The organism is Terrimonas alba (genome assembly GCF_042434975.1).
Classification (GTDB): Bacteria; Bacteroidota; Bacteroidia; order Chitinophagales; family Chitinophagaceae; genus Terrimonas_B; species Terrimonas_B alba.
The window spans coordinates 156,093-174,952 of record NZ_JBHMQM010000004.1 but is presented as its reverse complement, the minus strand read 5'-3'; the positions used below and the strand labels follow the sequence as shown (position 1 = coordinate 174,952).

24 protein-coding genes and 1 riboswitch are annotated in these 18,860 nt (G+C 40.7%); of the genes, 12 read left to right on the top strand and 12 right to left on the bottom strand.

The window, feature by feature from the left end:
• Window positions 1-30: 30 nt before the first annotated feature.
• Both ACFEL9_RS12780 and ACFEL9_RS12775 read right to left on the bottom strand, forming a co-directional pair.
• Entirely contained in the window at window positions 31-1,449 is a 1,419-nt protein-coding gene (locus ACFEL9_RS12780) for a CHASE3 domain-containing protein (protein WP_385890481.1), read from the bottom strand.
• 35 nt (window positions 1,450-1,484) lie between these two features.
• Window positions 1,485-1,667, bottom strand: a complete 183-nt coding sequence (locus tag ACFEL9_RS12775) for a hypothetical protein (RefSeq protein WP_385890478.1) — start codon at window positions 1,665-1,667, stop codon at window positions 1,485-1,487.
• A gap of 174 nt (window positions 1,668-1,841) precedes the next feature.
• Here ACFEL9_RS12775 and ACFEL9_RS12770 point away from each other — a divergent pair, with 174 nt between their 5' ends.
• The gene (locus ACFEL9_RS12770; protein WP_385890475.1) at window positions 1,842-3,044 is read left to right on the top strand and encodes an NAD(P)/FAD-dependent oxidoreductase; all 1,203 of its coding nucleotides are present in this window, start codon (window positions 1,842-1,844) and stop codon (window positions 3,042-3,044) included.
• Between the two features lie 2 nt (window positions 3,045-3,046).
• Here ACFEL9_RS12770 and ACFEL9_RS12765 read toward each other — a convergent pair whose 3' ends face one another.
• Window positions 3,047-3,436 carry a hypothetical protein gene (locus ACFEL9_RS12765; protein ID WP_385890473.1) on the bottom strand — a complete coding sequence of 130 codons (390 nt, stop codon included), beginning with the start codon at window positions 3,434-3,436 and terminating at the stop codon, window positions 3,047-3,049.
• Between the two features lie 32 nt (window positions 3,437-3,468).
• Window positions 3,469-3,957, bottom strand: a complete 489-nt coding sequence (locus ACFEL9_RS12760) for a hypothetical protein (protein WP_385890470.1) — start codon at window positions 3,955-3,957, stop codon at window positions 3,469-3,471.
• A 195-nt stretch (window positions 3,958-4,152) separates the two neighbouring features.
• Between ACFEL9_RS12760 and ACFEL9_RS12755 the strand changes: the two genes are divergently transcribed.
• The 5 genes from ACFEL9_RS12755 (at window position 4,153) to ACFEL9_RS12735 (ending at window position 6,575) form a co-directional block, all read left to right on the top strand.
• Window positions 4,153-5,226 (top strand): DNA topoisomerase IB, encoded by a 1,074-nt coding sequence (locus ACFEL9_RS12755; RefSeq protein WP_385890468.1) that lies wholly within the window; start codon window positions 4,153-4,155, stop codon window positions 5,224-5,226.
• A 53-nt stretch (window positions 5,227-5,279) separates the two neighbouring features.
• Window positions 5,280-5,453 carry a hypothetical protein gene (locus tag ACFEL9_RS12750; RefSeq protein WP_385890465.1) on the top strand — a complete coding sequence of 58 codons (174 nt, stop codon included), beginning with the start codon at window positions 5,280-5,282 and terminating at the stop codon, window positions 5,451-5,453.
• Between the two features lie 46 nt (window positions 5,454-5,499).
• Complete coding sequence (locus tag ACFEL9_RS12745; protein WP_385890462.1) at window positions 5,500-5,961, top strand: PA2169 family four-helix-bundle protein; 462 nt, start codon at window positions 5,500-5,502, stop codon at window positions 5,959-5,961.
• A gap of 70 nt (window positions 5,962-6,031) precedes the next feature.
• Window positions 6,032-6,391, top strand: coding sequence for a hypothetical protein (locus ACFEL9_RS12740; RefSeq protein WP_385890461.1), 360 nt, complete (start codon window positions 6,032-6,034; stop codon window positions 6,389-6,391).
• Window positions 6,369-6,575, top strand: coding sequence for a hypothetical protein (locus ACFEL9_RS12735; RefSeq protein ID WP_385890459.1), 207 nt, complete (start codon window positions 6,369-6,371; stop codon window positions 6,573-6,575). Before ACFEL9_RS12740 ends, ACFEL9_RS12735 begins: the two co-directional genes overlap by 23 nt.
• Before the next feature lie 232 nt (window positions 6,576-6,807).
• Here the strand turns inward: ACFEL9_RS12735 and ACFEL9_RS12730 are convergent, their stop codons facing one another.
• On the bottom strand, window positions 6,808-6,975 hold the full coding sequence (locus ACFEL9_RS12730) for a DUF1328 family protein (protein ID WP_276503993.1): 168 nt from the start codon (window positions 6,973-6,975) through the stop codon (window positions 6,808-6,810).
• Window positions 6,976-7,198: 223 nt separating this feature from the next.
• Here ACFEL9_RS12730 and ACFEL9_RS12725 point away from each other — a divergent pair, with 223 nt between their 5' ends.
• Window positions 7,199-8,068 (top strand): SDR family oxidoreductase, encoded by an 870-nt coding sequence (locus ACFEL9_RS12725; RefSeq protein WP_385890456.1) that lies wholly within the window; start codon window positions 7,199-7,201, stop codon window positions 8,066-8,068.
• 50 nt (window positions 8,069-8,118) lie between these two features.
• Window positions 8,119-8,213: riboswitch (TPP riboswitch) on the top strand.
• A 34-nt stretch (window positions 8,214-8,247) separates the two neighbouring features.
• Here ACFEL9_RS12725 and ACFEL9_RS12720 read toward each other — a convergent pair.
• Window positions 8,248-8,586 (bottom strand): DUF6970 domain-containing protein, encoded by a 339-nt coding sequence (locus ACFEL9_RS12720; RefSeq protein WP_385890453.1) that lies wholly within the window; start codon window positions 8,584-8,586, stop codon window positions 8,248-8,250.
• Between the two features lie 60 nt (window positions 8,587-8,646).
• Between ACFEL9_RS12720 and obgE the strand changes: the two genes are divergently transcribed.
• The 5 genes from obgE (at window position 8,647) to ACFEL9_RS12695 (ending at window position 15,083) form a co-directional block, all read left to right on the top strand.
• Complete coding sequence (gene obgE, locus ACFEL9_RS12715) at window positions 8,647-9,648, top strand: GTPase ObgE (RefSeq protein WP_385890450.1); 1,002 nt, start codon at window positions 8,647-8,649, stop codon at window positions 9,646-9,648.
• Between the two features lie 146 nt (window positions 9,649-9,794).
• Window positions 9,795-11,960: a S46 family peptidase gene (locus ACFEL9_RS12710; protein ID WP_385890447.1), complete on the top strand. Its 2,166-nt coding sequence runs from the start codon at window positions 9,795-9,797 to the stop codon at window positions 11,958-11,960.
• 102 nt (window positions 11,961-12,062) lie between these two features.
• The gene (locus tag ACFEL9_RS12705) at window positions 12,063-12,731 is read left to right on the top strand and encodes a hypothetical protein (protein ID WP_385890445.1); all 669 of its coding nucleotides are present in this window, start codon (window positions 12,063-12,065) and stop codon (window positions 12,729-12,731) included.
• Window positions 12,732-12,751: 20 nt separating this feature from the next.
• The gene (locus tag ACFEL9_RS12700) at window positions 12,752-13,867 is read left to right on the top strand and encodes a mandelate racemase/muconate lactonizing enzyme family protein (RefSeq protein ID WP_385890442.1); all 1,116 of its coding nucleotides are present in this window, start codon (window positions 12,752-12,754) and stop codon (window positions 13,865-13,867) included.
• Window positions 13,868-14,417: 550 nt separating this feature from the next.
• On the top strand, window positions 14,418-15,083 hold the full coding sequence (locus tag ACFEL9_RS12695) for a hypothetical protein (protein WP_385890441.1): 666 nt from the start codon (window positions 14,418-14,420) through the stop codon (window positions 15,081-15,083).
• Window positions 15,084-15,420: 337 nt separating this feature from the next.
• On the opposite strand, the gene arsN2 is transcribed toward ACFEL9_RS12695, so the two are convergent.
• From arsN2 to xth, 6 genes are all read right to left on the bottom strand, one after another.
• Window positions 15,421-15,852, bottom strand: a complete 432-nt coding sequence (gene arsN2 / locus ACFEL9_RS12690) for an arsenic resistance N-acetyltransferase ArsN2 (RefSeq protein WP_385890440.1) — start codon at window positions 15,850-15,852, stop codon at window positions 15,421-15,423.
• A gap of 44 nt (window positions 15,853-15,896) precedes the next feature.
• The gene (locus ACFEL9_RS12685) at window positions 15,897-16,088 is read right to left on the bottom strand and encodes a hypothetical protein (protein ID WP_385890439.1); all 192 of its coding nucleotides are present in this window, start codon (window positions 16,086-16,088) and stop codon (window positions 15,897-15,899) included.
• A gap of 44 nt (window positions 16,089-16,132) precedes the next feature.
• Window positions 16,133-16,981, bottom strand: a complete 849-nt coding sequence (locus tag ACFEL9_RS12680; protein ID WP_385890437.1) for an arsenite methyltransferase — start codon at window positions 16,979-16,981, stop codon at window positions 16,133-16,135.
• Between the two features lie 54 nt (window positions 16,982-17,035).
• Window positions 17,036-17,368: an ArsR/SmtB family transcription factor gene (locus tag ACFEL9_RS12675; RefSeq protein ID WP_385890435.1), complete on the bottom strand. Its 333-nt coding sequence runs from the start codon at window positions 17,366-17,368 to the stop codon at window positions 17,036-17,038.
• Between the two features lie 124 nt (window positions 17,369-17,492).
• Complete coding sequence (locus tag ACFEL9_RS12670; protein WP_276503979.1) at window positions 17,493-17,786, bottom strand: NIPSNAP family protein; 294 nt, start codon at window positions 17,784-17,786, stop codon at window positions 17,493-17,495.
• Between the two features lie 144 nt (window positions 17,787-17,930).
• Window positions 17,931-18,656 carry an exodeoxyribonuclease III gene (gene xth / locus ACFEL9_RS12665; protein WP_385890432.1) on the bottom strand — a complete coding sequence of 242 codons (726 nt, stop codon included), beginning with the start codon at window positions 18,654-18,656 and terminating at the stop codon, window positions 17,931-17,933.
• Between the last annotated feature and the right edge of the window lie 204 nt (window positions 18,657-18,860).

Below are 18,860 nucleotides of genomic sequence, written 5' to 3'. Positions count from 1 at the left end.
GCATTTTCTGTGGAAAAAATTCCCCATTAATTATTTCCCATTTCTATTTTCCATGATACTCAAGGATATACTGAAGGTAGAACCTGCCCCAACAACACTATTGACGTTGATGGATCCCTTGTGATTTAGTATAATATTTTGCGTATTTGCCAGCCCCAGGCCATTACCTTTTGCCTTACTGGTAAAGTAGGGTTCAAACAGTTTTTTCATCGTTTCATTGTCCATCCCCGATCCGTTATCTTTAAACTCGATGAGACAGCGGTCATCTTTTTTAGAAATCCTGATAGTCAGCACACCTGACTCATTGGGCATTGCTTCTATGGCATTCACAATAATATTAAGGAAGGCCAGCTTCATTTTTTCCTTATCCACCCATATTTCACACATTTGGTTATCAAAATATTTTTCTACCCGGATGCGGTTTAGTTTTAATCGATCCTGTGCCTGTTCCAATGCCTCATTAACGAGGTTATTGATATTGACGGCAGTAAACTCCAATTGATCGATTCGGGTTGAATTCAATAAGTCAGAAACCAATTGATTAATCCTGTTGACATTTCTTTCGATCATGTTCAGCAAAAGGGAGGCATCTTCATGGCCCTGACCATCCAGGTCCCTGATCTGTTCGGTTGCCAGGGAAATATTGGTAAGCGGATTTCGTACTTCGTGTGCAATAGTCCGGGCTATCCGGCCGGTGACAGCAAATTTTTCAATTAGTCGCAACTCATCGAGTTCCTTATTAGCCTTATTTAATTCATTTAAACGCTCCTCAAGCTCAAGACTATAAATTTTTGCATTTCTATCAGCCTCTTCTTTTGCCTTATTTTCCTTGGTGTAAGTGATCAGGGAATAAAAAATGGTAACCAATGCTGTCAACAAGGATATGATAGCCAATATAGCCGTGCTGGTGTAAAAGTCGCGCAGATTCTCATTTCTTCTCTTCATCAGGTTTTGTTCATTCTCCTTTAACTCATACACCAGGTTTCTTATATCATCCATTACCTTTTTATTCTCATCTTTCGAAGCAAGTATTTCTTCCTTGATAACAAATCCGCTTCGCTGAAAATTGACCAAAAAATCCGAAAGATTTTTTAATCGCTTATTTATTAATAATCCAAGCGTATCCAATTTTGCCTTTTTTATATCATCCCTGTGGATGGTGTTTCGAAGATTCTGGTAATAAGAACGCACATTTTTGGAACCGGAATTATAAGGTTTGAGATAGCGGACATCTTTCGTGATAACATATCCCCTTATACCTGTTTCAGCATCGGTTATTTCTGCTTTTATTGACTCAAGATTATTGATGGTAGAATAAGATTGTGAAACGGCATCAGTTTCCTGGGCAAGTTTCTCTATTATATAGAAAATGAGAAAATAGGAAACTAAGAGCAACAAAAAGGCGAGGATATAACCCCACCTGTTTTTTATTTTTTGTATAAGCTTCATACAACAATCTTCATGGTATAGCCCGTCTTAAAAATTTATACATTACTTGTTTGTTTAGGAGGAAGCTGTTGTTTTGGATTTATCAGCACAGCATGTATACAACAAATAACCGAACTCATCATTGATACATGAATGAACATGCCCGCTTTAAAAACAAAAAAGCCAATTAACCATGTCAGGGCCAGTGCTCCGGCAACTATAAAAAAAATCAGCTTCATAAAATCATTTGACTCTGTTAAAGAAAAAATAGTGCCATTCATTTTTTATTGTTAGACAGATTAATAGAAATAACAATTAAAAAAATACATCATTCCAAACGTAGTATTACCTACTGCCGGATCGTAGAAAAATATGGCCAAACTTTTGACTCAGTAGAGCATTAATAACATAAAATGGATTTACATTCTTCGCAACCTTTTTGGTTATTCAGGCATGGAAATATCAACAGCTATCCTTCACTTAATGATGATTTAAAAACAGATATCGCAATTATTGGCGCAGGAATAAGCGGGGCACTTGTCGCCAATCGCTTATGTAAGGACGGACACAAGGTCGTTGTAATTGACCGGCGTCATGCCGGTACCGGAAGTACGGCAGCAAGCACAGCATTATTACAATATGAGATCGATACCCCGTTACACAAACTTATTACCATGGTCGGGGAAAAAAATGCCACCAGGAGCTATGCGTTGTGTAGAAAAACCATTGATGATATGGGAAACCTTTGTAAGCAATTAAAAGCACCCGGACTCTTTTTACGAAAGCCAAGCTTTCAATATGCCTCTTACAAAAAAGATGTTCCGGGGCTGGAGGCCGAATTTAAACTCCGGCGAAACGCCAACTTTTCTATTCAATGGCTGGATGAAAAAGATATCATTGACAAATTTGGTTTTGCAAAACAAGCCGGCATTTTATCAAAGGATGGAGCGGAAGCAGATGCATATAAGATTACGCATGCAATTCTGGAAAAATGGGGTAGAAAAGGATTACAGGTATATGATAATACAGAAGTGATCGCTATCCGTCATCAAAAAAAGAGAGTGCAGTTAACAACAGCCAACAACAAAAAAATCACGGCCAAAAAATTAATAATAGCCTGCGGATATGAATCGCAAAAATATATTCCGCAAAAAGTGCAAACTCTAAGAGCAACCTACGCCATAGCCAGCGAGCCATTTGCAGAAACTAACTTCTGGCATAAAAACGCTTTGATTTGGGAAACTGCTGATCCCTACCTTTATATTCGTACAACCAGTGACAACAGAATAATAATAGGTGGAAAAGATGTCGGGTTTTCAAATCCGCACAAGAGAGATCAGCTGTTAACACAAAAAGCCAGGGAGCTTGAAAAAGCTTTTATCAAACTTTTTCCTTCCATACTTTTAAAAACGGATGTAAAATGGGCCGGCACCTTTGCAGCTACGGAGGATGGTCTGCCTTATATCGGGGGTATACCGGAAAGACCACACACTTATTTCGCCCTGGGCTTTGGTGGTAATGGCATCACTTTTAGCCTGATCGCTGCGGATATTATTGCCGATGTGTTATTGGGTAAAAAGAATAGTGACGCTGAGATTTTTAAGTTTAACAGGTAAGGTCACGAAGCCAATCCAAGCTTGACGCCTTGTGGGTAAATATCATAGATATGTTTCTCCTGCAGCCAGGATAATGCACCCCGGGTCCTTCTCACAAACCAACAAGCTTTTAAAATACGCACCGAAATGGTCTTAGTTGCCCTTTCCATATTCCCCTCTACCTGCCCGGTTATATATAGATAATCTTCTTCACTTCGCTGTACCACAGTCACTTTCTTATTGGCAAGTTTACGTAAGTCTGTTTTTTCCTTAATAAAACACAACAGCGAGTTTTCGTTGTCAACTTTAGCTCTCACTTCCAACGTAATTCTTTCTTTCTTATCCCGAAAACGTAAGAGCCCAAACTGTATAGCATCAATCTTTTGACCTATATATTCCATTTTCTTTTTCATTGCCATCATTTTAAAGTTTCCAAACTCTCCTATTATCCTATATTTTTTGGCAACATAGTTCTTGTTTGATGGGGAATCGCTACATGCTTCAGCATCCAATTAAAACCTTGTTCCACCATTGCTTCCAAACGGGATTTTTTCTTCTTTTCATAAGGAGCAGTATACTCTATAGAACTCATTGACATTTTAATGAGCATTACTTCACCGGTATGAGACCGGCTCATAGGTGCTTCCTCATAAAACGATTTGTTCATAATAGTAGCTTTGCCGCTCACTTCAACATGAAAAAAGTATCCCTTGCGATAAAAATGCAACCTGGCTGGAAAACACTGACCTTCTTCATACATACCCAGCAAGGGTTGGGGACATGTAAACCAAAGTTGTCCCTGGTCATCTACATGTAAAGCGGTAACAATGCTGTTGGGCATTTGAGTGAGTTCGTCGCTCATGCTATACATAATAGCCGTTCTGAGCTGGCTGATTTTTTCCCTGATGTCGTGGAGGTGTGTGTCTGTACTCATAGTAACTCTCTTTTATTCTACAATTGTCAAATGTGATACCAACGTTTTTTAATGCTGCTGCTACAACAAGAAGTGTGTATTCCTGTGCAACAAATTCTACAAACGAATGAAAATTCAGTAAGGGTATTTATGGATTCACTATGGTAAAAAAGCCTGGCACTCGTTTTTCAACAATTGTAATGCTATTATATTTATATGACTCAAAAGCTTCGCCTTTCGCATAAGAAAATATTACAACTGGATAAAAATACCCGGCAAGCTGCCCAGGCAGCCAATCTTTTATATGTCTCAGATCAAAAACCTGGCATCAGCCGGAAAAAGAAAGGGAAAAGCTATGTGTATATTTTCCAGGGCAAATTAGTTCGAAAAAAAGAAGTGCTGGAGCGGATAAAAAAACTCGCCATCCCACCATCCTGGACAGATGTCTGGATTTGTCCTTTCCCCAACGGGCACATACAGGCCACAGGTATCGACATGAATAAGCGAAAACAATATCGCTACCATAGTGGTTGGCATGGCCTGAGAACACATACAAAATTCCATCGGCTGTATGAATTTGGAAAATCACTACCCAGGTTGAGGCGAAAGACCAGGAAAGACCTGAAGGAAAATGGACTCACTGAAAAAAAAGTGCTGGCAACCGTCGTAAACCTGATGGAACAAACCCTTATCCGCGTAGGCAGTAACGGCTATGAAAAGCTATACGGATCCTATGGTCTCACCACGTTAAAGGACAAGCATGTAGCTATAAAAAAAGAAAATATCCGCTTTTCGTTTAAGGGCAAAAAAGGGATTGAACACTCCATTACGATCAGGAATAAAAAGCTGGCCCGGATCATCAAACAGTGCCGGGATATACCGGGTAAAGAGTTATTTCAATACTATACTGAAGAGGGACAACAAAAGAGCATTGACTCCGGAATGGTGAACAATTACATTAAAGAAGCGGCGGGAGAAGAATTCTCCGCTAAGGATTTTAGAACATGGGCCGGTTCATTGCATGCCCTGTGTTGTTTTCGAACGATGGCGAAGGGAGAAACAGCTACAGAGATCAGGAAAAATATTGTGTCTGTACTGGATGAGGTGAGTACAAAATTGGGCAATTCGAGGAGTATTTGTAGAAAATACTATGTGCACCCCAGCCTTATTCAACTGTATGAAGAAAGTAAATTAGAAAGTTATTGTAATTCTTCGCCCCCTGATCCAAAGGGGAATGGCCTTAGTGCTGAGGAAAAGATCTTACTCTCAGTGGTAAAAAAAACGATGTAAAAAATATCCGGAAAATTACTGGTATGGTTTTTATCCCACTTATAAAAAAGGTTATGAAAAACACGAGTCTTAATGCAAATCAAAGTAAACCAGTTGTTGGTAATAAGCCATCGCCTGAAATACGGGATAATCTTGACAGTCGCAAAAAGGAAGAACAGGATTTCAAAGGCGATGATATTACACACAACAAAAAAGAACACCATAAAGAACCTAAAACAAAAAAATAGTTTTTATACAACCGACCTTTTTTGTAAACCTTAAAAATGAATAATTATGAATATCAATGAAAAAACAGCCGAGGTTCTAAATGACCTGGTGCGTATTAATAACGATAGAATAGAGGGTTATACCAAAGCAGAAAATGAAACAAAAGCAGGTGATGCCGACCTGCAGTCGCTGTTCAGACAAATGGCTGCTGAAAGCCGCAGCTATGTAAATGATCTGAGCAAATACATTTCTGCAACCGGTAGCAACATCACAGATGATACTACCGTACGAGGCAAAATATACCGGGCATGGATGGATGTGAAGGCGACATTTAGCGGTAAAGACCGCAAGGCTATTCTCGCATCTTGTGAATATGGAGAAGATGCTGCACAAAAAGCGTATGATGCCGCTTTGTCAAGTGATGCAGAATTACCCACAGAGTTAAGACAGCTGATCATGGATCAAAAACAAAGTTTGAAAAAATCGCATGATCAAATCAAGGCGCTCAGGGATGCACAACATGCCTAGTTAGATAAAAGCACGGCATTTAACTGTTGTGCTTTTATTTAAACTCTTTAATTGACTCTAAAAACAACTTATGCAAAAAGATAGCACCACCGATGAAATGAAAACACTTTCCTCCTGCTTAAACAAATTGGTTTTAAGTGGATACACGGAAGATTTTAAAGCCGCCGAAAGAGGACTTCTCTCCTTGAAAAGCGAAAGAATTTACGAGCCGGCAGAAGTACACGTGGTGGATTTCTTCCGTTTTGAAGGAGCTAGTGATCCGGCAGACAATACGATATTGTATGCCATCGAGACTTCGGATGGTCTCAAAGGCACCCTGGTTGATGCCTACGGATCTTACGCTGATCCGAATGTCACTTCTTTTATGAAACAGGTAGAAGACATTAATAAAAAACCTGTGGTAAAAAATGATGCAGCTTCAAACAACTGATCAGTACATCAAGGTTTGCATGAAAAGCTGGCTGATTTGTGAAGCCAGCGTCCAGGCTGAAGTAACTGGTCTTTCTCCCAGGCAAAACCTGATTAAAGAATGCCGGGATTGTGCTACAGCGTGTTTTGCTATTGTATCGAGCCTGGTAAATAAGCTGCCTACGACCTGGATGACCTTGTATTAAACTGTCTTCTTCATTGCCGCCAATGCTCTAACGAATGCGCTAAATATGATGACGAGAATATTCAGTTTTGTGGAATGATAAGCGGCATTGTGCAGACACCTTAAAAGAAATTACAGTCATCAATCTCAATTAGCATTTAGCTGAATATTCTCTCCTTTCATAGCAATCTATATAAAAAACCGGTTAATTGATTAACCGGTTTTTCTTTTCATAATGCTAAATGTTGTTTCATCTAAACGCCTTTGGTTGAACGGCCAAATATGAGTGAAATAAGAAACAACACCAGGAAGATGAAAAATAAAATTTTAGCGATGGAAGCTGCACCCGCAGCAATTCCGCCAAATCCAAAAATTGCAGCGATTATTGCTACAACCAGGAAAATAACAGTCCAACGTAGCATAAATTATTGTTTTAAATAAAAAATATAATTGAGTAACGCATAGTAATTTAATGAAAAATCCGTGCCGCAGTAATTTTAAACCTGTAACACTAAAAAGCTGGGGAATTTATTCAGCAACCCGGCTGAAAGCCGCATAAATAAAGGGATTTTTTACTCATATAGCTGACCTTTTCAAGCAATAAACATGGTATAAATCTTTCTTTAGTTTTTATTAAAAGAGCTTATGCAAAAAGGTAGTACAAAAAAAATGGTGCGGCCACCACAACATCAACCGAGACCGGGCATTGAAAGCAGGATGAAACCAAATCCCGTTTTTGATTACCCGGAGTTGAAAGGAAACAACAGGTTAAAAAATAAAGTGGTGCTTATTACAGGTGGGGACAGCGGTATCGGAAGGGCTGTAGCTGTATTGTTTGCAAAGGAAGGCGCCCAGGTTGCCATCTCATACCTGAACGAGGATAAGGATGCGAGAGATACCATGGAGTATATAGAAACTAATTATGGCGCAGAATGCCTTTTGCTCAAGGGTGATCTTTCACGGGAAAGGCATTGCATATCCATCGTACAAAAAACAATAAAGCACTTTGGCAAACTGGATGTTTTAGTAAACAATGCAGCGATACATTATGAAAACAAATCTTTGCAAACAATCAGCAGTAAAGAATTGATCAGGACATTTGAAACAAATATTTTTTCTTTTTTCTGGGTTACCAAAGCTGCGCTTGAGCATATGAAGAAAGGAGCTTGCATTATCAACTCTTCATCAGTAACAGCTTATCGCGGTAGTGGAGCATTAATTGATTATGCGTCTACAAAAGGCGCCGTCGTTGCATTTACCCGTAGCCTGTCTTCCAACCTGGCAAAAAAAGGAATAAGAGTAAATGGGGTGGCTCCCGGCCCTATCTGGACTCCGCTGATTCCTTCCAGCTTTAAAGGCAAAAAAACGGCCCAGCATGGCAGTGACGTTCCACTTCAGCGGGCCGGAGAACCGGTAGAAATTGCGCCGAGTTATCTCTTTTTAGCCTGTTCTGATTCCAGCTATATGACTGGGCAATTTTTGCATCCCAATGGTGGGGAAATAATAAACGGATAAGTTCTGCACATAATAGCGCAATGGCATGCTTTTGGTACTTTATAAATCAAATCTCTTTTTGGGGGTGATTCAACGTAATCTGAGAATATACCCGTAAATACCTGATCTGGGTAATGCCAGCGAAGGGAACAACAAAAGAGAAAAGAAGGGTTTTGGTCAACACCAAAACCCTTTGTTTTTTAGCGATCATCTTTCCACAGCAGCCGAACATGTTTGGCTTTGTAAGAAAACTCAGGGCATTTATTGTCACCCTTTCCGGTGTATCCGCCGGAAGGAGCACAAATAAGATTGCAATCCTTGTCATATAAATTGTTGTATTGATCGCAGCAGGGACTTGAAAACAAAAAGACCCGTTTGTCCTCGTAAGTATATTCATTCACCTCAGCAGGAGGATTCCATTTTGGCTCTTTCCGGATAGCTTCTATTTTTTGTTGAATACAGGAGGGGATGCTGTCTTTCGATTTATTACATGTTTGATTTAACAAGGGCACGGCCAGCAAAAGGAAAATAAACTTCATGCTTTAATATTTACATTTTTGACACGGTATATTTGCATTTCGTTGCAAAAAAAAGACCACTTGGAAAAAACCAATTTCGTAGACCAGATTCGAATATTCTGCAGAAGCGGCCATGGAGGTGCGGGTAGCAGGCATTTTATGCGTAATAAGTTTACAGCAATGGGTGGCCCTGATGGCGGTGATGGTGGTCGTGGCGCTCATATCATCTTAAAAGGCAACAGAAACTTGTGGACACTGCTTCACCTTCGCTATTATAAAAATGTACTGGCTGAAGATGGCGGTGTTGGTACCGGCAATAACAGTACGGGTCGTGCGGGTAAGGATATCGTCATTGAAGTGCCGCTTGGTACCATTGCAAGAGATGAAGAAACCGGGATGCAGGAAGTGGAGATCTTAAGCGACGGCCAGGAAGTTATTTGGATGCCCGGTGGAAAAGGCGGGCTTGGCAACAGCCATTTTGCAACAGCAACTAACCAGGCTCCCGAATACGCACAAAAAGGATTACCAGGAGTTGAAGGTTGGAAAATTCTCGAATTAAAAGTGTTGGCCGACGTGGGCCTGGTAGGATTTCCCAATGCTGGCAAATCAACGTTGCTTTCAGTAATCACAGCCGCAAAACCCAAAATAGCCGATTACGCCTTCACTACTATCACGCCTAATTTAGGCATGGTGGAGTATCGGGATGGACGAAGTTTTTGCATTGCCGATCTGCCTGGCATCATCGAAGGGGCTGCTGAAGGCAAAGGGTTAGGCCATCGTTTTTTGAGACATATTGAACGAAACCCTGTCTTGCTTTTTTTAATTCCGGCTGATGCATCGGATCATAAAAAAGAGTTTCAGATACTTGTCAATGAGCTGGAAAAATATAACCCGGAACTGCTGCATAAACAATTTGTGATCGCCATCAGCAAAAGCGATATGCTCGATGATGAGCTAATGGCTGCAATCGAAAAGGAATTACCCGCTGAAATCCCCCACGTTTTTATTTCCTCCCTTACTAATAAAGGCCTGATCGAATTAAAGGATCTGCTTTGGAAAGTCCTGAATACTCCAACGGAGTAGTTTAATAGGTGTAATGAGTTTAAGAGGTTAGCTAGGCAAACCTTAAACTTTTAAACCTTTTGAACTTCTGGAACCTGTTCTTCTGCGCCACTTTTGGCCACACTTTTATTTTATAGTACGTTTGTTTCATACAAAAATCACATAACATGAAGAAGATTCTCGTTACGATTGCGCTATCTTTTTTGCTGGTACTCAAATCGTTTGCAGATGAGGGAATGTGGCTACCAATGTTGCTGGGCCAGCAGGTCTACAATGATATGGTAAAAAAGGGTTTGAAGCTGACCAAAGATCAATTGTATAATATTAATAAGGCTTCGCTGAAAGATGCAATCATCATTTTTGGCGGAGGTTGTACAGGAGAAATCGTTAGTGCTGAGGGTCTTATTTTTACTAACCACCACTGCGGCTATGATGCCATTGCATCGGCCAGTACACTAGATCATAACTATCTTCAAAATGGCTTTTATGCAAGAAATAAATCGGAAGAAATTCCTACCACCTTATCCGCCCAGTTTTTATTGAGAATTGATGACGTTACCAAAGAAGTGATGGACTCCTTACAAGGGCTTACCGGGGCAGACAGGTGGAAAAAACAAGCGTCGGTGTTGGCATCTATCAACACCCGGATGAGTGATCCAACACAAAATATCGAAACGAGAACAAGTCCTTTATTCAAAGGCAATCAGTTCCTGGCATTCGTTTACCAACGATACACAGATGTAAGATTAGTAGGAACACCGCCTGAAAGCGTTGGAAAATTTGGCGGTGACACGGACAATTGGGAATGGCCACGACATACAGGTGATTTTTCAATTTTCAGGGTTTATTCAGGCGCAGATGGCAGGCCGGCAAAATATGCGGAAGATAATAAGCCTTTAAAACCAAAATGGTTCTTACCTGTTTCCCTCAAAGGTGTAAAAGAAGGTGATTATGCTATGATATGGGGCTATCCCGGTAGTACCAACCGTTACGAAAGTTCCTATGGAATAAAACTCGCTACGGAGATTAACAACCCTACGCTGGTGAAACTAAGGGATATGCGATTGAAATATATGTTTGAAGAAATGAAGAAATATCCCGCTGTCAAATTGCAGTTGGCCTCTTCTTATGCCAGCATCGCCAACTACTGGAAATTCTTCGATGGTGAAACCAGGCAGTTGTTGAAATACGACGTGTACGGACAAAAGAAAAAAGTAGAAGAAAAATTTATCAATTGGGCCAATGGCAAACCTGAATACCAGTCCATATTTACGGATTGGCCTGCTGCTTATGAGGCCTGGAAAAAGTACAGCAAGCACCGGGTTTACATGAACGAAGGAATCTTTGGTTCCCCGCTTATCGGGTTCGCTGCGTCCTTAAAGCAATTAGAGGCCGCCCTTGTCAAAACAGGAATTTCGAAAGCCGATCTTCAAAAAGCTCTTGATGCAGCTAACAAAGCAAGAACATCATTCTTATCGGAAGAAAATAAAAAGTCGGATGAAAATATTGTGGCTGGTGTCACCATGCTTTATTACCAGGATATTCCAAAAGATCAACAGCCCGTTGGCTTTTATGGCTCATTGAAAGATCGATACGGAGCCCTGGACAATGAAACCACTTACAAAAAATATGCGGCTGATATTTTTGGCAAGACCATGATATTCGACGATGCAAAATGGAATGCTTTTATCGCAAATCCCGATGCGACTGTTTTACAGAATGATCCGGCCTTTGCGCATGCCAGCGCTTTTTATGATAATTACAATAGTAAGTATGCGCCTTATTATTCCCAATTCATGGTAAAAAATAATGACCTGGGCCGGCTTTATCTAAAAGGAATCATGGAGATGGATCCTGTCAAAGCCAAAATGATGTATCCCGACGCCACTTTCACGATGAGGGTTAGCTACGGCGCTGTGAAATCCTATCGCCCGAGAGATGCAGTGTTCTATGACTATGTAACCACTTCAAAAGGCATTTTGGAAAAATATGTTCCCGGCGACTATGAATTTGATTTGCCGGCTAAGCAAATTGAGCTACTAAAGAAAAAAGATTTTGGCCAATACATTGATAAGAAAAGAAATGATCTCGTTGTTGGCTTTATTACCTCTAATGATATCACAGGTGGTAATTCGGGTTCGCCGGTAATCAATGGAAACGGAGAGCTTATCGGGCTTGCATTTGACGGCAACTACGAAGCGTTAAGCCACAAACTGGCTTTTGACAAGGATCTGAACCGCACCATCAATGTCGACATTCGCTATGTGCTTTGGTGTATTGATAAACTCGGCGGAGCGGGTCACCTTATAAAAGAGTTGAAGTTGATGAAGTAATAGCTTGTTTAAAAAATATTTTCGTTACCGGTTTACCGGTTACCTGTTAGAGGACTGGTAACCGGTATTTTTTTTCTTATCATTGCAAAGCAAAATTAATTGTTGAAGAAAGCCATCGCCATACTACCAGGCCTCTTGTTATGCTTAACCGCTTTTTCACAGCAGCCGCAGTTTAGTCTTTCCACTGACGCCAGTTTGATGCGAAGTTTCAGAAAAGATCAGCGGTTTTGGGCTTTCGGACAAACAGTGACCGGTCATTTTCATTTTACACCGAGGAATGGGTTATATGCATGGCTGGCTTATTATACCAACGGCAAATTCAACAACCATGTAACAGCCGGCGCTAAAACAGTTTTTACCACGCCGATGGAAATAAATTATATCAACCAGGCCCTTCTTCGCTACAAACATATTTCAATTGGCTGGAGACATTATTTCAAAGGAGCATATAATAATGAAGATACCTGGAACCTTTATGGCTACGCCGGTTTTGGACTGCTCCTGGGTACAGTGGAGAATAACCATTCTGTAGCAATCGACACTGCAGACTATCATCTTCCGGTGTTGAGCGGCAAAGCAAACTTTAAGCGATTAACGTATGATCTGGGCCTTGGTTATGAAAAGCCTCTAGGTGGTGATATCTCTCTTTATATGGAAGGCAGGGTTTTTATTCCTGCAATGGGTTATCCCAGTCCTTATCTTTTTGTAAACGAAAGAGCTCCCCTGGCTGCTTCCGTGAATCTGGGGCTAAGAATTTTATTTGACTATTAAACACCTATTTTATTACAAACATGCCAGCAGAACTAAAGATCAGCCAGGTAGCATTATACAAACTTTTTATTCCGCTCAAAGAACCATTTGTAATATCACTGGGTCCCATTCCCAACGCAGAAAATGTTTTAGTTGTTATTCATACCGAACAAGGAATAACTGGCTTTGGTGAATGCAGCCCTTTTATGAGTATCAATGGTGAAAGCATGGATACCTGTTTTATCGTGGGACAGTATTTTGCTAAATTGTTTAAGGGTAATAATGCATTGGCCATTGAAGATCGCATTGCTGACATGGATAAACTGATCTATGGAAACAGCAGCATTAAGAGTGCTTTTGACATGGCCTTGTATGATATTGCTTCACAGCATGCCGGTGTACCGCTGTACAAATTTCTTGGCGGCAGCAATAACAAAACAATCATAACTGATTATACCGTCAGCATCGGCGAACCGGAAAAGATGGCTGCTGATGCTGTGAAAATAAAAGAAGAAGGTTATCCTGCTATTAAGATCAAATTAGGAAAAAATGGCGCTATTGATGTGCTGCGGATAAAAGCAATCCGTGAAGCAGTAGGTGACGAAATTCCTTTGCGTATCGACGCCAACCAGGGTTGGGATGTAGAAGAAGCTATCAGCACACTAAGAGCACTGGCCCCTTTTAATATCCAGCACTGCGAAGAACCGATCCCCCGCTGGGACTTTATGCGGCTACCGGAAGTCAGGAAAGAAAGTCCCATACCTATAATGAGTGATGAAAGCTGTGGTGACGAGCATGACGCAAAGCGTTTGATTCAATTAGGCGCCTGCGACTATATGAATATTAAGTTGGGCAAATCAGGTGGCATCTTCAAAGCATTAAAGATGGTAAAACTGGCGAAAGCCGCTAAACTTCATTTGCAGGTTGGCGCTTTTATGGAATCAAGACTGGCCATGACAGCTTTTGCTCACTTCTCACTCTGTAGCCCCATCATTGAACATTTTGATTTTGATACAGCACTCATGTTTAGTGAAGATCCCGTAACCGGCGGTATTGTCTATGAAAAGAATGGTGTGGTAAGAGTGCCGGAGGTGGCCGGTCTTGGCGCCTCCGTTGATAGCAATTGGTTGAATAAACTGGAAAAAGCCATCGTTTGACAAACTCTCCTATAGGTATGGATGATCTGCTTGTATTTAAATCTTTCTATACTCAGGAAGAAGCTTATTCGCTTTGAAGCACACTGCCGGCCATCATAGCAGGATTTATTCTTTTACAACAACGGAAATCGCCGGATGCTGCTTTAGACAGGAATTTCAATACATGGCATACCTGGTATAAGCAATATAACCTGGTTTCAAATTTTCCCGATACTAACACACTGCCTATGGGATACCTGACAACTCTAATCCATTTTATTCTCGTGTTGCTACACGCCATTGCTATTCGGGAAAAAAATCAACGACGATATCAAATTGTCCAAATAGATGGAGAATTAAAATAAGAGCCATTTTAATTTTTCACATCTTTGACTATAAAACTTAAGACTAGCAAATTAACTACCCTTGAGTGGTAAAAAATCCCCCTTTCTGCGGCAGTTTCAAATTGATTGTAGCATGTAAAGCATTGATTTATTATCCAGTGCACCCGGGTCTTCTCTTTTAGTCACGCAGGCATCGTATTTGTCCTTTTAATTACAAATGAAAAGTTATGTGGCAAAAGATTAATAAAGGAAGAATGCTTATTCTTACAATGGTGACAGGCTTAGGACTCATCGCTTCACCCTTTTTACAAGCTCAACAACATATTATAGCCAACAAGGATAATACGAGGCCTGTAACAGGCAGGCAATATTCCAGCCTGGCCAATTTGCCAAACATGTCCATTACAAAAAATAGTGGTTACAATGAAATACAATGGACTTCGGTAGCAGAACAGGCCAGTCAAAAATTTTATGTTGAATATAGTTTTGACGGAATTCGTTATGAACCCGCAGGACAGGTAAGCTGGATGAATGGAACATACAAATACCGTCACCAGTTGACCGATACACGACCAATAATATATCGTGTCAGGGTAGAAGGACTAAACAACAATCTTTACTATTCAAAAACATTCAAACTTGAAGGAAACGGAATTCCCCCTGTTGAAATATACCCGGTGAATATTACAGGCAATGTCATCAATGCAAATGCCGGGTTACCGGTTGAAAGAGTTATGATTGTTTCGGCTGACGGCTTCCAGGTTTTTGCGAAAGACCTGAATGGTCAACGTGATTTTATACCGATTGTCATTCCTTCGCTAAATAAAGGTATTTACCTGATCACTTTTTATGGAAACGGATGGCAGAACACAACAAGATTTCTTATCTCCTGATTCTGACAAATAAGAAAGGGCCTGATGGAAATCAAGCCCGGAGGTTATTTTTTCAGATTAGTATAGGTTGAATAATTCAAGAAATATTCCAATTTTTTCAGAAGCCGTGGAGAATTATTAAAACAATTTATATACGCTGATTAGGCGTTAGTTTTGTGAGATTACTGCGTTATAATTTTTCCACAATCACTTTTCTCTTATCCAAAAAGCGGGAAAAATTTGGACATTTTACGCTGGTTGTCTCCACACAAATTAGTCTATTAGTAACCATCTGGCATAGTCTCACGCTGAAGACTATTTGATTTTCCTGCACAAGAGAAATAGCTGTTGCGCTAATTCAATCAATCGGCTTCATCATCACTGTGGCACTGACCGGGCAGACGCTGCTAAACTCTGAAGATGCTTTAACGGACTCCGGCACTTGTTCCCGGTCTATTGTTTTATATCCCTTTTTTTCAAAATACTTCGATGCTGTTTCTGTCAGCAAGTACATCGACATGATTTCTTTTGATTTGGCTGCCTGTTCAAGGGTATTAACCAATGTTTCGGCAATTTGTCTGTTTCTAAAACCAGGATGAACTACCATGGACCGCAATAAGCCAAAGCGTCCATATCGTTCCATTCCAATTACGCCTACCAGTTGATCATTCTCAATTGCGGTATAAAAATCAGTTAACAATACGGGTAAATCCTCTGCCGGCAATTTTTGCGATTGCAACAATCGTATTATCTCGTCACGTCTCTGGTCTTCAGCATGTATTATAGGCATAAGAAAAGTTTGTACTACGAAAATATAAATACAGGTCCAGGTTTTTACAAACCTGTTCTTATACTAACCTGCTTTTTGTTTTTTTGAATGTTCCAGCTTTCCGAAACAGAAAATTGCTTTTGATTGCATTTGTAGATATTGACGACTTCGTTTGCTGAGCCTTCAAATTTTTGCATGCAATAGTCTACACAGCAGGCTGCTTCATTTTGTTTTACTTCGTTGTTAGTGGAGTTCATTGTTTATTGTTTTAAATGGTTAAAAATCCTGAGTTGATGATAAATTAATTACAACAGTCAGGTCCGCAGCACGATTTCTTTTCTTCCGCTGGTTTTTCGGCATACACCGTAACACTTCTGATGCCCGTTCCCGATTGTTTAAAACTCTCTATTTGAGTTGTCGACAAATAGTTTTTTAAAATGTCATCCGGGATAATGATAGGCTTATCTTTCTGAACCGTGATATTTTTAAATCCATTGGCTTCCATCAATTGGAGGTAATCCGCTTTTTGAATCGCTCCGGCCACGCAACCGGCGTACATTTCTGCTGCTTCTTTAATTTCTGCTGGCAGTTCCCCCTCGAGTACGATATCTGAAATGGAAAAATGGCCACCTGGCTTTAATACCCGGTAGATTTCTTTTATAACGCCATCTTTATTGGGCACCAGGTTGAGTACGCAGTTACTGACTATTACATCCGCCACATCCGCACTGACAGGCATCTTTTCTATATCACCCTGCCTGAATTCAACGTTGTTGAAACGCCTTACTTCAGCATTTTTTCTTGCCCGCTCTATCATGGCAGGCGTAAAGTCAATGCCGATCACCCTACCGGTTTCACCTGTCTCGTGTCTTGCTATAAAAGCATCGTTTCCGGCGCCGCCGCCGAGGTCAATTACGGTATCTCCTTTTTTGATCTTCGCAAATTGGGTGGGCAGTCCACAACCCAACCCTAAATCGGCGTCAGGATTGTAGCCTTCAAGCTGTGCATAGTCATCGGCCATGATGCTGTATACATCAGTACTGCAGCAGCCCGAACCACAACAGGAACTCTGATTGGTTTCTTTATCCTTCAAGGCAATTTCACCATATTTCTGCCTTACGAGGTCTTTTAGATTTTCTTGAGTGTTCATATGTTTTAGTTTTAAGTTATCGTAATATACCGATAGGATTAGTCAAAAAAAATGTCAGCTGCAGTTATCGCAACCAACTTTGTAAGCATCAAACAACTGGTTGATCCAGGCCTGGGCCGCTTTCCATTCTTTTTCATCAATGCAATAACAAACCCTGGCTCCTTCAATCTCACCTTTGATCAAACCCGCTTCCTTCAACTCTTTTAAATGTTGCGAAACGGTGCTTTGGGAAAGTGGCAACACATCTACGATATCACCACACATACAGGATTGCTGCCTGGCCAAAAAATTAAGGATGGCTATTCTCGCAGGATGAGCCAAGGCCTTAGCATATTTTGCCAGCCTGTTTTCCTTTACACTGAACTCGTATGATTTTGTTGCACCCATAATCGTATCGCAATATTACGATAAGATTTCACAACAAAAAAAATTTTTCGCAGAATTTGTCATTCTGCAGACAATTCGTTCTGCCTTAAATAAGGCTTCCAATATGTTTCACGCCGGGACGCTGCTACCAAACCTGGAATATTTCTCTTGACCCCGTCAGGTACATATCGTGGTATCCTTTCATTTTCTCCTGCATTTCTTTCATCTTGTCCGTGTCTTGCTTATACTCTTCCCAGCTTTCTTCATAGGCTGTGAGGTTCTCGTATTGAGAAACCATTATCACCCTGTTGTACTGGCCCGTCATATCCGTCAGGATATTTACCAGCTCTTTGTTGCCGGCCATTACTTCTTTAAAAAGCTTTGCTAATTTGGAAGCATTCCCGGGCTTGCAAACAAAAGTGTCATGTACAATGATCATAGCTTTATTTTTTTCATGATAAGTGCGGGTGTAGGGAAAAGATTTCAATTTGTATGCTAAAAATGTGTCCAAAGGAAGTTGTATTAATTTTACCCCTAATCGTTTCCAGGCTTATGAAATGGATGGAAAAATTCCTTACCCAATTTATTTTTCTTTTAGTTCAATCCAGGCAGGTGCATGATCACTTGTTTTTTCCCAACCTCTTACATGGCGGTCTACTCCGGCCGCAACAAGCCGGCGACTTATTTGCGGACTTAATAAAAAATGATCGAGCCTGAGACCTGCATCACGACTAAAAGCATTGCGGAAATAATCCCAGAAAGTATAAACTCTCTCATTTGGATGCAGTTTGCGGATTGCATCTGTCCAGCCCTGGTCCGTCAATCGTTTAGGCTTATATACATCCAACTCCGTTGGCATCACGTTAAAATCTCCAATCAAAGCCACCGGTACCTCATGAGCAAGTAGTTTTTTTGCATGAGCAGACAACCGCCTAAACCACTTCAGCTTGTAGTCAAACTTAGGACCGGGATAGGGATTACCATTGGGCAGGTATAAGCAGGCAATCACCATCTTGTTTATAATCGCCTCCATATAACGACTATGGCTGTCTTTCGGGTCTCCCGGCAATACCCGCCTCAACTCCTGTATTTCTCCATAGCGGGATAAAATAGCAACGCCATTCCAGCTTTTTTGTCCATGCCATATGGAATGATAGCCTGCCGCTGATATCTCCTTTTGAGGAAATTTGTTTTGCATCGCTTTAAGCTCCTGTAAACAAACGATATCTGGTTTTGCCTCTTTCAGCCACCGGAGTAAGACAGGCAGTCGTCCATTAATGCCATTCACATTATACGTCGCAATTTTCATCGTAGTAATTTACGGCCCTATCCAAGGCAGTGTTTCAGGCAGAAGAAATTACGTATGGTTATAACTAATATTCCAAAAGAATACTTTATGAATAGCCAAAAACTATAGACCCGGGCAGACGAATCCAAATTCTCAAACCTATACCGGTTGAATTAAAAATCAGCGGGCCCGCTTACAGAAAATCATGCTTTTTAACTTTAATGT